The organism is Xanthobacter sediminis (genome assembly GCF_043195015.1).
In the GTDB taxonomy this organism is placed as follows: domain Bacteria; phylum Pseudomonadota; class Alphaproteobacteria; order Rhizobiales; family Xanthobacteraceae; genus Xanthobacter.
In genome coordinates, this window is the sequence record NZ_JBAFWH010000001.1 from 46,144 (window position 1) to 57,408 (window position 11,265).

10 protein-coding genes are annotated in these 11,265 nt (G+C 69.2%); 2 read left to right on the plus strand and 8 right to left on the minus strand.

The features are described 5' to 3' along the window. Nucleotides 1–355: 355 nt before the first annotated feature. Nucleotides 356–895, plus strand: a complete 540-nt coding sequence (gene fae, locus V5F61_RS00220) for a formaldehyde-activating enzyme (protein WP_393986862.1) — start codon at nt 356–358, stop codon at nt 893–895. A 57-nt stretch (nt 896–952) separates the two neighbouring features. Here fae and V5F61_RS00225 read toward each other — a convergent pair whose 3' ends face one another. The 6 genes from V5F61_RS00225 to V5F61_RS00250 all read right to left on the minus strand — a co-directional run bounded on the left by V5F61_RS00225 (nt 953) and on the right by V5F61_RS00250 (nt 8,436). Further along, nucleotides 953–1,912, minus strand: coding sequence for a LysR family transcriptional regulator (locus tag V5F61_RS00225; protein ID WP_393986863.1), 960 nt, complete (start codon nt 1,910–1,912; stop codon nt 953–955). 158 nt (nt 1,913–2,070) lie between these two features. Further along, nucleotides 2,071–2,364 carry a hypothetical protein gene (locus V5F61_RS00230; protein ID WP_393986864.1) on the minus strand — a complete coding sequence of 98 codons (294 nt, stop codon included), beginning with the start codon at nt 2,362–2,364 and terminating at the stop codon, nt 2,071–2,073. Between the two features lie 161 nt (nt 2,365–2,525). Next, the gene (pepN, locus tag V5F61_RS00235) at nt 2,526–5,156 is read right to left on the minus strand and encodes an aminopeptidase N (protein WP_393986865.1); all 2,631 of its coding nucleotides are present in this window, start codon (nt 5,154–5,156) and stop codon (nt 2,526–2,528) included. A gap of 119 nt (nt 5,157–5,275) precedes the next feature. Next, nucleotides 5,276–6,064 (minus strand): sulfite exporter TauE/SafE family protein, encoded by a 789-nt coding sequence (locus tag V5F61_RS00240; protein WP_393986866.1) that lies wholly within the window; start codon nt 6,062–6,064, stop codon nt 5,276–5,278. A gap of 231 nt (nt 6,065–6,295) precedes the next feature. After that, the gene (gene hisG, locus V5F61_RS00245; RefSeq protein WP_393986867.1) at nt 6,296–7,279 is read right to left on the minus strand and encodes an ATP phosphoribosyltransferase; all 984 of its coding nucleotides are present in this window, start codon (nt 7,277–7,279) and stop codon (nt 6,296–6,298) included. Beyond that, a complete protein-coding gene (locus tag V5F61_RS00250; RefSeq protein ID WP_393986868.1) occupies nt 7,276–8,436 on the minus strand; it encodes an ATP phosphoribosyltransferase regulatory subunit in 1,161 nt (386 codons plus the stop codon). Before V5F61_RS00250 ends, hisG begins: the two co-directional genes overlap by 4 nt. A 134-nt stretch (nt 8,437–8,570) precedes the next feature. Here V5F61_RS00250 and V5F61_RS00255 point away from each other — a divergent pair, with 134 nt between their 5' ends. Further along, nucleotides 8,571–8,861, plus strand: coding sequence for an exodeoxyribonuclease VII small subunit (locus V5F61_RS00255; RefSeq protein ID WP_393986869.1), 291 nt, complete (start codon nt 8,571–8,573; stop codon nt 8,859–8,861). Between the two features lie 393 nt (nt 8,862–9,254). On the opposite strand, the gene V5F61_RS00260 is transcribed toward V5F61_RS00255, so the two are convergent. Together V5F61_RS00260 and V5F61_RS00265 are read right to left on the minus strand one after the other, a co-directional pair. Beyond that, entirely contained in the window at nt 9,255–9,845 is a 591-nt protein-coding gene (locus V5F61_RS00260) for a protein-S-isoprenylcysteine O-methyltransferase (protein ID WP_393986870.1), read from the minus strand. Nucleotides 9,846–9,852: 7 nt separating this feature from the next. Beyond that, entirely contained in the window at nt 9,853–11,142 is a 1,290-nt protein-coding gene (locus V5F61_RS00265; protein ID WP_394103994.1) for a hypothetical protein, read from the minus strand. Between the last annotated feature and the right edge of the window lie 123 nt (nt 11,143–11,265).

Below are 11,265 nucleotides of genomic sequence, written 5' to 3' on the forward strand. Positions count from 1 at the left end.
TAAGCCCGCGCCTTCCACGTCCTCGATCTGGAGGGACGTGCCGCATCTCTCCGAATCGTGACCATTGGAATCGAATCGGGGGTGATTTGTCCAGGGTCGGGACGCTGTCAAGGGTTAAAAAATAGGGTTTTCGGAGGCTGGAATCGCTGGGTTCGACTCGCCCCAAGGCTTGGCGGGGTAGCGGCGTGCCCCTGGGGACAACGGGGACAAGTGGGGCCCGTCACGCGGGCGTCGTGGACACCCGGTCTTGGAGAAGATGAAGCCCTGGGGCGGGAACGGGGAGAGGGAAAAGATCTTTCCTTCTGCGAATAATATTTTACAAGAACCGCTCCTGGAACCGCCGGAGGGATAAGACATGACCGATATCTGGTTTAAGACCGGTGAAGCCACCGTGCTCGCGAAGGATGGGCAGGCGACGGACGCCATGCCGGAGGTGGTGATCGGCTCGGTGCGCGGCCCGGTTGGGCAGGCGTTCGCGTCGATGATGGGGCAGGCTGCCGGTCACACGCGCATGTTCGTGGTGCGTGACTTGAACCAGCAGGTGCGCCCCGCCACCATGATGACCTCGAAGGTCACCATTCCCTCCGCGGCTTATGTGGAGCTGCTGGGCGGCGTGGTGCAGGCGGCTATGGGCGACGCCATCGTCGATTGCCTGAGCGAGGGCATCCTGCCCAAGGACCAGGCCGAGGAGCTGTGCATGATCATCATGGTGTGGCTGGACCCGCGGTGCCCGGAGGACCCGAACCTCGACAAGGCCGATCTCTACCGCACCAATTACGAGGCGACCAAGATCGCGATCTCCCGTGCGATGACCGGCAAACCCACCGCCGATGAGCTGATCGCCAACCGCAAGAGCATCAAGCACTACGCGCTCGACGGCGTGGTGGAATATTGAGCCGGGCCGGCACCGGGGCCAGCCGGCTCCGGTGCCGGCTTCCGTGCCAGTAGGGGCTCAGCCAGCCGCGTTCTGCCGGGTCCGCCGTGGCGTGGGGCTGGTGCGCTGGTGTGCAGTGTCGCGCGTCAGGCGGTGGTCGAAGATCTCGGCCAGGAAATTCAGGAACACGCGCACCTTCAGGTCCAGCGTCGCGCGGGCGGGGAAAAGGGCGACGGTCTCCAGCGGCTCGCGCCGTTCCCATTCGGGCAGCAGGATTTCCAGCTCGTTCGCATCGAGCCGGTGCTGGCTCAGGCAGTGGGACAAAAGCGCTATGCCGGCGCCAGCGAGGGCCTGGCGCATGGCAAGCACCGGATCGTTGGTCACGAGCAGCGGCTCGATCTTCAGCTCCACACCTCCGTCCGGCCCTTCGAGCGCCCACATGAGCGGGCCGGGGGCGGAGCGGATGCCAATGAGATCGTGCTGCATCAGGTCTCGCGGATGCTCCGGGCGGCCGCGGGCGCGCAGATAGTCGGGGCTCGCCATCAGGTGCAGCGGCGAGAGGCCGAGCCGGCGGATGTGGTAGCTGGAATCCCGCACGGGCCCGTGCCGCACGGCGAGGTCGAAGCCATGCTCCACGAGATCGAGCGGGTGATTGTCCAGGGTGATGTGCAATTGCACCTTCGGGTGACGGGCGCGGAAGGTGGCCATCTCCGGCTCCAGGAACAGGATGCCGGTGGAGTGCGGCATCAGCACCTTCAGGGGCCCTTCCGGCTCGCGGGTCAGGGACCGCACCTGCGCATCCGCCTGATCGAGCAGGGCCACGGCACCGACGCACCTCTGGTAATAGGCCTGCCCGGCATCGGAGGGCCACACCCGCCGGGTGGTGCGGTGCAGAAGCTGCACGCCCAGGCGTTCCTCCAGGGCCTTGATCTTGCGGCTCACCGAGGTGGCGGGCAGGCCCAGCTGCTGGGCGGCGCCATGGAAGCTGCCGCGCTCCACCACACGGACGAACACCTCAACGTCATCGAACCTGGACATGGTGCCTGCGCTCCGAACCGCTTGCCGCCGCCGAGCCGGGACCCGGCGCGTGGCCGGGTCTTCTTTCCATAAGAGATAGGCGCTTCCACGCGGATCTCCAGATCAGTCCCCGCTCCGGCTCCCCGTGGAGCTGGAGCGCATTTGGGGGCTGATGGGGCTCAGTTGGTGCCCAGGCCGCGGTCGCCCTGGTCCAGGAAGCGCTGGTCAGGGGTCTCATGCTGGGGCTGAGTGAAGATGTTCTCGATCCGCTGCGCCCGCTCCGAGGACGGGGCGCTGTAGCCGAGGGCGCGGGGCGCGGTGGTCAGGTGCGGCTGCTCGGCTTCCTGCCAGGACTCGGCCGCAACGCGGGCGGACTCGGCATTTTCCCGCGAGACACCTTCGTCAGCGCGGGCGGCCCCGGCGAGCGAGAGCGAGGCGGCGAGCGCGAGGGCGGCGATGGTGAACGTGCGCATTGTTTTTCTCCCTTGAGTGATGCGGCTCGTGGAGCCGCTTTCGATGAGGGAGAAATAGGCGGCCACCGCTGGCGGGATAATGGGTCGTTATTGAATGACTTTATGCCGTTTCCGGCAGCAATGGATGCGCGGCCGGCCGGGAAGGGCCGGCCGCGCGCGTTTCAGCCCAGGGCGCGGGTGGCGATGTCGGAGACGTCCGCCGACAGTCCGGGCGTTTCCGCCACGCGGCGCAGGGCCGCCTCGGCGCTGGCACGGCGCACGGGCTCGAGCTGCCGCCACGTCTTGAACGACGACAGGAGGCGCGAGGCCACCTGCGGGTTCCGGGGATCGAGGGTCAGCACCGCATCGGCCACGAAGGCGTGGCCCGCGCCGTCGGGGCGGTTGAACTGGGTGGGGTTGCCGGCGGCGAAGGCGCCGATCAGCGAGCGCACCCGGTTCGGGTTGCCGAGGGAGAAGGCGGGATGCGCCATCAGCCCCTTCACCCGCTCCAGCGTATCCGGCGCGGCGATCTGCGCCTGGAGGATGAACCACTTGTCGATGACGAGGGCATCGTCCTTGAAGCGCTCGTAGAAGCGCGCCAGCGCCTGCTCGCGCTCCGGCACGTCATGCTGCGCCAGCACCGCCAGGGCGGAGAGGCGGTCCGTCATGTTGTCGGCACCCTCGAACTGCGCGGCCGCGCGGGCGATGCCCTCAGCGGAGGCGGTGACGGCCAGATAGTCGAGCGCGAGGTTGCGCAGCGCGCGGCGGCCGGCGGAGGCGGCATCGGGCGTGAACGGGCCCGTGGCCGTGAGCGCGCCGTAGGCCTCCGCGAACGGGCCGGCGAGGGCGGTGCCCACCGCGATCTTGAGCCCCTTGCGCGCGGCATAGACGGCGTCCGGGTCCACATCGGTCGCAAGCTCGCGGGCCACCTCCCCCTCGCCGGGGAGGGCGAGTGCCTGGGCCTTGAAAGCTGGGTCCAGCGTCCCATCCGCCAGCAGGTTTCGCGCGGCGCCGATGACGGCCTCCGGCGCGACGGCCGTTCCGGTGCGCGCGCCCTCCTTCAGCAGGCCCAGGGCGAGGCCCTGGAGCGCGTCGAACCGGTTGAACGGGTCCGCGTCATGGGCCGCGAGGAACACCCGCTCGTCCGCCGTAAGGCCGCTCACCACGTTCACCGGGGCGGAGAAGCCGCGGTTGAGCGAGGGCACGGGGCGGGCATCGATGCCGGTGAAGGTGAAGCTCTGCTCGGCCCTGGTGAGCTCCAGCACGCCGCGCTCCACCACCTTGTTGCCGAGGGTGAGAGGCAGGTCCTTGCCGTCCGGCCCCACGAGGCCGACCACCAGCGGGATCACCATGGGCTGCTTGGTGGGCTGGCCGGGCGTGGGCGGAACGGATTGCGATACGTCGAGCTGGTAGGTGCGGGCGGCGGCGTCATAGGTGCCCGTGACGCTCACCACCGGCGTGCCGGACTGCTCATACCATAGCGAGAACTGGGTGAGGTCGCGCCCCGTGGCGTCGGCGAAGGAGGCCACGAAATCCTCGATGGTGGCCGCCTCGCCGTCGTGGCGCTGGAAATAGAGGTCCATGCCGGAGCGAAAGCCGTCCTCGCCCAGCAGGGTTTTCAGCATGCGCACCACCTCGGCGCCCTTCTCGTAGACGGTCGCCGTGTAGAAATTGTTGATCTCGCGGTAGGTCTGCGGTCGCACCGGATGGGAGAGGGGGCCGGCGTCCTCCGTGAACTGTGCCGCCTTCAGCGCCCGCACGTCGGCGATGCGCTTCACCGGGCGCGAGCGCTGGTCGGAGGAGAACTCCTGGTCGCGGAAGACGGTGAGGCCCTCCTTCAGGCACAGCTGGAACCAGTCGCGGCAGGTGATGCGGTTGCCGGTCCAGTTGTGGAAGTATTCGTGGGCGATCACCCCCTCGATGCCGGAGTAATCGGCGTCGGTAGCGGTCTGCGGGCTCGCGAGAACGTACTTGTCGTTGAAGACGTTGAGCCCCTTGTTCTCCATCGCGCCCATGTTGAAGTCGGAGACGGCGACGATGTTGAAGACATCGAGGTCGTATTCGCGGCCGAAGGCGGTCTCGTCCCAGCGCATGGAGCGCTTCAGCGCGTCCATGGCATAGCCGGCGCGCTCCGCCTTGCCTTCCTCCACATAGATGCCGAGCGCCACCTCGCGGCCGGAGGCGGTGACGAAGCGGTCGCTCACCTTGGCGAGCTTTCCGCCCACCAGGGCGAACAGATAGGAGGGCTTCGGCCAGGGGTCCTGCCACACAGCGTAATGGCGCGTGGTGCCGTCGATGGCGCCGCTCTCCACGAGGTTGCCGTTCGAGAGCAGGATGGGCGCTTCCTCCCGCTCGGCCTCGACGCGGGTGGTGTAGACGGCGAGCACGTCCGGCCGGTCGGGGAAGTAGGTGATGCGGCGGAAGCCTTCCGGCTCGCACTGCGTGGCGTAGTTTCCGGATGAGCGATAGAGCCCCATCAACTGGGTGTTGGCGGTGGGGTCCACCAGGGTCTCGATTTCCAGCGTGAATCTGTCGGCCGGCGGGTGGGCGAGGGTGAGCCGGTCGGGCGCGGTCTCGAAGCTGCTGCCGGCCAGGGGCTGGCCGTTGATGGCGAGGCGCACCAAGGTCAGGCCGTCGCCGTCGAGGATGACGGGGGCGCCGGGGGTGCCCTTCGGATTGCGCCGCAGCGCGAGGCGGGCGGTGACGCGGGTCTGGGTGGGATGGAGCGCGAAATCGAGATCCACCTTGTCCACCAGCCATTCCGGCGGGAGGTAATCTGCAAGGCGGATGGGCTGCGGCTCGGCATCACGCATGGAACTTCGCTCCTGTGGGCACCGCGGGCGTGAGGGAGGGCGCGCTGGCGCGACCCACGGTGCGCTTCGGGGCGGCAGAGTAGTGCGCGATCGTGGCGGAGGAAAGCCGCAGCCCGGCTTCAGCGGTGGCGCCAGAGCTTCACGGCGGACCAGGCCAGCACCAGCGCCAGCAGCGGCATCAGCATGGCGGCGGGCACCAGCCCCAGCAGGCGACTGCCCACGAAGGTGCCGGCGATGGAGCCGAGCGCCATGAGCGCCAGGAAGCCCTTGTTTTCCGCCAGTACGCCGAACGCTTCATGGCGACTGTAGCGCGCGAAGCCCACCAGCATGGTGGGCAGCGAGATCACCAGGGAAAGGCTTCCCGCGAGCTTGATGTCCACACCGAACAGCAGCACCAGGGTGGGAATGAGCAGCTCGCCGCCAGCCACGCCAAGCAGCGCGGCGACGACGCCGATGGCGAAGCCTGCCGCGATCCCGGCCGCCATCTGCGGCGTGCCCTCCAGCAGCGGGGCCGCTGCCGCGGGGTGGTGCAGCGTCACCAGCACCAGCGCGATGAGCGCCAGCAGCACCGCGATGAGGCGGAAAAAGGCACGGGAGGCGAGGTGCGTCGCGAAGCCCGCCCCCACCCAGGCGCCGATGAGGCTGCCGGCGAGCAGGTTCGCCACCACGCTCCATTGCGCCATCAGTTCCGCCGCCGGCACGGCGCTCATGCGGAACGGCAAGGCGGAGGCGACCACCACGAGGCTCACCGCCTTGTTGACGATCACCGCATTGAGCGGATCGAGTCGGAACGCGCCGATGAGCAGGGGCAGGCGGAATTCCGCGCCGCCGAGCCCGATCAGCCCACCCAGCGCGCCGATGGCGCCGCTGGAGGAGAAGGCGAAGATGGGACGTGGGGCGATATGCATCGCGGCATCGGCCTGTTGAAGTTCCGATGACGAGATATGAGCCGCGCCCCAAATAAAGTCTAATGAAATAGTAGTATTCGTTGGGATATAGCTGTGCCGTTCATTCGCGGCAAATAGTATAGCTGTATTTCCGCATATACATCATTGCAGTGTATGCGAACGCGCTCCGCGCGCGGAGGCGCCGCGGCGGACATGCCGCGGTGCGCGAAGAAGCATGGGCGCGTGCAGCCCTCAGGCGCCGAGCCGCGCTTCCAGCGCCTCGTAAAGCGGGTTGTCGGCGGCGAACACGTATTCGATGGGCGCCACCGTCACCATGCTGGCGCCGCGCGCGCGCAGGAAGGTGGCGAGGCCGTGCAGCGTGTCTGGCGGGCAATGCAGCGTCAGCATGCCGGAGGAGGTGGGCCCGCCGAACGGGGCGACGCAGCGGAACTGCGCCACCGCCTCGTCCACCAGCGAGGCGTCGCAGCTGGAGAAGCGGGTGCGCACCTCGCGCTTGGTGCGCGCGCGCTTTTCCGCGCCCAGTCGGTCGAACATGGCGCGGGCGGCCGCGCGCGCCTCGGGGCTCCACGCGGCGGTGAGGGAGGCCACGAGATTGGCCTCGGACTTCAGTATGATACCGTCGTCCACCACCTTCAGCCCGTTGGCGGCGAGCGTGGTGCCGGTGGTGGTGATGTCCACGATCAACTCGGCGCTGCCGGAAGCGGGCGTGCCCTCGGTGGCGCCGGCGCTCTCGACGATGCGGTAGTCCACGATGCCGGAACGGGCGAAGAAGCCGCGCGTGAGGTTCACGTATTTGGTGGCGACGCGGATGCGCCGGCCGGTGCGGCTGTGGAAGTGGGTGGCGACATCGTCGAGGTCGTCCATGGTGCGCACGTCGATCCAGGCCTGCGGCACCGCCACCACCACGTTGGCGTGGCCGAAGCCCAGCTTCTCCAGCAGCGCGACGCGGGCATCCGCCTCCATGATGTTCTCGCGCACCAGATCCTCGCCGGTGACGCCCAGGTGGGCGGTGCCGGAGGCGAGCGCGGCGGCGATCTCCGAGGCGGAGAGATAAGCCACCTCCACATTGTCCACTCCGCCGAGGGCGCCGCGATAGTCGCGGGCGCCGCGCGCCTGGGTCAGGGGCATGCCGGCGCGCGCGAAGAAGGCGTGGACATTCTCCTGCAGGCGGCCCTTGGACGGAACAGCGAGGATGAGCGGGCTGGAAGCGGTCATGACAGGGTCCCGCTGGAGGAAAGGGCGTCGAGGCTGGAGAGGCGGTCCACCCAGGCGGCGAGGCCCACCGCGGGTACCTCGCCCGTCGCCCCGAGGCGCGGCAGCAGGCGGTCGTAGCGTCCGCCCGCCACCAGCGCGCCACTGGCGCGACCGGCGGGATCGTGGAGCTCGAACACCATGCCGCTATAATAATCGAGCGGGCGCCCGAAAGCCGTGGAGAAGCGCACGTCCGCGAGGTTCACGTCGTGCGCGGTGAGGAAGCCTGTGCGCCGGTCGAACAGGTCGAGCGCGGCATCAATGTCGATGCCCGCCTCGCGCGCCAGGGCGCGCAGCTCGGCGGAGGCCGCGTCGGGCTGGCCGGTGACGGCAAGGTAGCGCGCGAGGATGGCGGCGGTCTCCTGAGAGAGCCCGCCCGCCTCCAGCGAGGCCTGCTCCAGGAACCGCTCGGCGATCTCCGACACCGTGCGCCCGCCCACGGTGGAGATGCCGGCGATGGAGAGCAGATCTGTGATGAGCGCGCGCGCCGCTTCCGGGTCGGCGCCGGCGAGGGCGTTGAGCACGCCCGAATGGGCGGCGGCCGGGCTTTTCGCTGCCGGGTGGGCGAGATCGGGGCCGAGCCGCCCCTGGCCGAAATCCTTCAGCAGCCGCCGGCGGAAGGCGGGCGCCAGCGGCAGCGCATCCAGCAGCGCGGCGAACAGGCCCACGTCGCCCAGCCGGATCTCCGGCTGCTCGACGCCATAGAGGGTGCACACGTCGAGCCCCAGGGCCAGGATCTCGGCGTCCGCCGCCTCGATGTCGGTGCGCCCGAAGCTTTCGACGCCCGCCTGGCGAAATTCGCCCGAGCCCTCGCCGCGGAAGCGGAACACCGGGCCGAGGTAGCTCACCGCCGCCGGCATCGCGATGGCGTTCTGGAGCACGGCGCGGGCCACGGGAATGGTGAGGTCCGGTCGCAGGCACAGCTCGCGGCCGTCCGCGTCGGTGGTCAGGAACAGGCGCCGGCGGATACTCTCGCCGGAAAGGTCCAGGAACACGTCGGCGGGCTGCAGGATGGGCGGGTCGAGGCGCGCATAGCCGGCGGCATCGAAGCGGGCGACGAGGGCCTCTTCGAGGATGCGGGGGTCGTGCACGGGAAGGGACGCGGGGGCCGCGGCGGACATGGGGCGACTTTCCATCTGAATGCGGCGCTTCTAGCAAAGGGGGCGCCGTTGGGCCACCCCTCGGCCGCCGGCGGCTTCGACCGCGCGGCCCCTCTCCGCTATGGTGCCCGGCCGGGAATCAGCAGGAGATGGCCATGGCCGAGGCAGCAACGGGCGGCGCGCCGAAGGGCGCCAGGGCGGCAAAGGCGGCGGACGTGGCCGCCCTGTCCTTCGAGCAGGCTCTGGCGGAGCTGGAGGCGATCGTCGCCAGCCTCGAGAAGGGCAATGTGCCCCTCGAGGAATCCATCGCCATCTACGAGCGCGGCGAGGCGCTGAAGAAGCGCTGCGAGGCGCTGCTCAAGCAGGCCGAGGCGCGGGTGGAAACCATCACGCGCGACGCCGAGGGCCGCCCCGCCGGCCTGTTGCCCCTCGATCCCGAGATCTGACGCCGGGAGCGGGCTCGCTCCCTATCCGAGGATGGCAGGCGCCGCGGCTTGGAGCGCGGGCCGTTGCCATAGCGCTCGCTGCTGCTCACGCGCGTCCCGTTTCGGGACATGGGCGGCCGGAAGCGGGAACGGGGCGTGACCGAATCGCTGCGCGCGCTATGTTCTGCCTTTGTTTCGTCTTAAGGCCGCGTCCCAGAGTGGGACGTCACCCCTGCATGCCCCGGGCCGAACCCGGAACGAACCCGGCGCGAATCACGTTCCGCGCGCGGTTCCGGCTTTGTGCGGCCGAGCGCGCGCGCCCTGTGCCATCATGGGACAGGGGCCGCATGAAGCGCGAACGCAGCGTGACCGAATCACGGACCTGCCGCGCGTCGCATTCCGTTCCACGGGGTCTCAGTAAATGCCGGGAATGATCCGCTTGGTGCGTCGCACATATGCGTCGTACTGGGCGCCGAACGCTTCGCGCATCATCTGCTCCTCGCGTCCCACGCGGAAGAAGAACAGGATGCCGAAGCCCACGAGCCCTGCGGGCCCGGCGATCCAGTTGGGCAGCAGCAGGGCCTGGGCCAGCGCCCACAGGAAGAAGGCCGAGTACATGGGGTGCCGCACGCGGGCATAGACCCCGCTGGTGACCAGCTCGTGCTTCTCCTTGATCTCCAGCGTCACGGACCAATACTTCCCGATGGCCCTGTGCGTGCGCCAGAACAGCCACAGCGCGCAGATGAACACGACCACGCCCGCCGCCACCTGCACGAGGGTGAGGGGATAGGAGGCGAAGCGCGGCTGGCCGCTCACGGCATAGATGGCCGGCGTGATGCCGAGGCCCAGGGTGGAGATGGTGAGCAGCGTCATGTCGCGCAGGGTGCGGTGGCGGGCGTTTGTCACCTTCATGCGCCGCGCCTTCATCTCGAAGGGCAGGCGCAGCACGTACCAGGCGGCGACGCCGACCGCCCAGGCGATCTTGGAAAATGCGAGGAGGGTCATCACGCTCTCAGTCGTTGGAGGGGGCCTGTGCATCCGCGCCTGACGCGGGCGGGGCGAGCCGCCCGGTCTCGTCGAGGAACGGCAGCAGGCCGCCGGGAGTGGCCGCCAGCGCATCGAACGGCACGGGGCCGCACACATAGGCGTGGAAGTCGTGGTGGGCCCGCTTGTCGCCCGCCAGGAAGCACTGGCAGTGCAGGCGCATCATGTCGAAGCGGAAGCGATTGTAGGTCGCCGGGGTGATCATGTCGCGGATGGCCACGTGGCGTACCAGCGGGCGCAGGGCGTAATCACCGCGCCTCAGCTTGCCATCCACGATCTCCGCCGGGCCGAGGGTCACGGGGTTCACCTTGTAGAAGCTCACGATATCGTCGCGGGACTGGATCTCCAGCCAGCCGATGGCGGGCGTCGCCGCCACGCGGGCCGCTGCCTCGCGCAGCCGTTGGCCCGCCGGATGCAGCGCGAACTTGGCCGTGGTGCTGCCGAGGGTGAGCAGGCGCACCGGCACCGCCCGGCCGAAGGCGGGATCAGCCTCGGCCGCCCCGGCCAGCGCGCAGATGGCGTGCATGGCTCCGAGGCTGTGGCCGGCCACCACCACCTCGTCCAATTCTTCCGCTGCCCCCGGCGCCGCCACCTCGGCGATGCGCCGGGCGAAGGCTGCCACCCTGGCATCCACCTCGGGGTGCCGGCCATGGGCGAAATCCACCGAAAATTCCGAAAGGTCGAGGGATTGCTTGAGGTGCAGCGGCTCTCCCGGCCAGCGCATCAGGATGAGGCCGCAGGCCGCGGTGAGCGCCACTCCCGCCACCGCGGCGCCGAGCGGGCCGATAACGGGCGCGAGCGCGAGCCCAGCCGCGGCGCCGGCAAGCCCGGCCGTACTCCACATGACCGCCAGCGCCACGTAGGAGAGGATGAAGAAGATGCCATACCGCCGGCTGGCGCGGAAATAACGCGCCAGCGTGCCGCTCGCGACCATGTCGGCGATCGCCCTGAGCTGCCCCTTGAAGTGAGACCAGCCGGAGCGCGCCATGTCCGCGCGGGCGATGTCGTCCCAGGCGAGCACCTCGAACGTGGTGTGCGTCTGCCAGCCCTGGCCTTTCGCCTCAATCCGCCAGAGCGCGCCGGTGGGTGTGGGGCGGGGTGCCGCGTCGAGGAGGCGGGTTTCGATCGACCACACCGCGCCGAAGCGTTCGAGCTCGCGCTTGAACACCCGGAAATGGTCCTCGACGGTCATGGGGTGATACCCCGCCGAGAAGAAGACATGGCGACGCATCACGCGTCCGCTGGAGCCGTCCCGCATGGGCGCGCCTTCTAGAGGATTTTCAACTTTTGTTAAGCTGCAAACGTGTCCCGCCTGTCGGCTCCCGGCGGGCGGGAGGGCTTGTCTTCACTGTCCGGGAAGGGCAGGAAGAGCATGGCCGGC

Excerpts from the sequence above, each read along its gene's own strand:
- fae (WP_393986862.1), top strand. The coding sequence starts at position 356 with ATGACCGATATCTGGTTTAAGACCGGTGAAGCCACCGTGCTCGCGAAG.
- V5F61_RS00225 (WP_393986863.1), bottom strand. The coding sequence starts at position 1,912 with ATGTCCAGGTTCGATGACGTTGAGGTGTTCGTCCGTGTGGTGGAGCGC.
- V5F61_RS00230 (WP_393986864.1), bottom strand. The coding sequence starts at position 2,364 with ATGCGCACGTTCACCATCGCCGCCCTCGCGCTCGCCGCCTCGCTCTCG.
- pepN (WP_393986865.1), bottom strand. The coding sequence starts at position 5,156 with ATGCGTGATGCCGAGCCGCAGCCCATCCGCCTTGCAGATTACCTCCCG.
- V5F61_RS00240 (WP_393986866.1), bottom strand. The coding sequence starts at position 6,064 with ATGCATATCGCCCCACGTCCCATCTTCGCCTTCTCCTCCAGCGGCGCC.
- hisG (WP_393986867.1), bottom strand. The coding sequence starts at position 7,279 with ATGACCGCTTCCAGCCCGCTCATCCTCGCTGTTCCGTCCAAGGGCCGC.
- V5F61_RS00250 (WP_393986868.1), bottom strand. The coding sequence starts at position 8,436 with ATGTCCGCCGCGGCCCCCGCGTCCCTTCCCGTGCACGACCCCCGCATC.
- V5F61_RS00255 (WP_393986869.1), top strand. The coding sequence starts at position 8,571 with ATGGCCGAGGCAGCAACGGGCGGCGCGCCGAAGGGCGCCAGGGCGGCA.
- V5F61_RS00260 (WP_393986870.1), bottom strand. The coding sequence starts at position 9,845 with ATGACCCTCCTCGCATTTTCCAAGATCGCCTGGGCGGTCGGCGTCGCC.
- V5F61_RS00265 (WP_394103994.1), bottom strand. The coding sequence starts at position 11,142 with ATGCGGGACGGCTCCAGCGGACGCGTGATGCGTCGCCATGTCTTCTTC.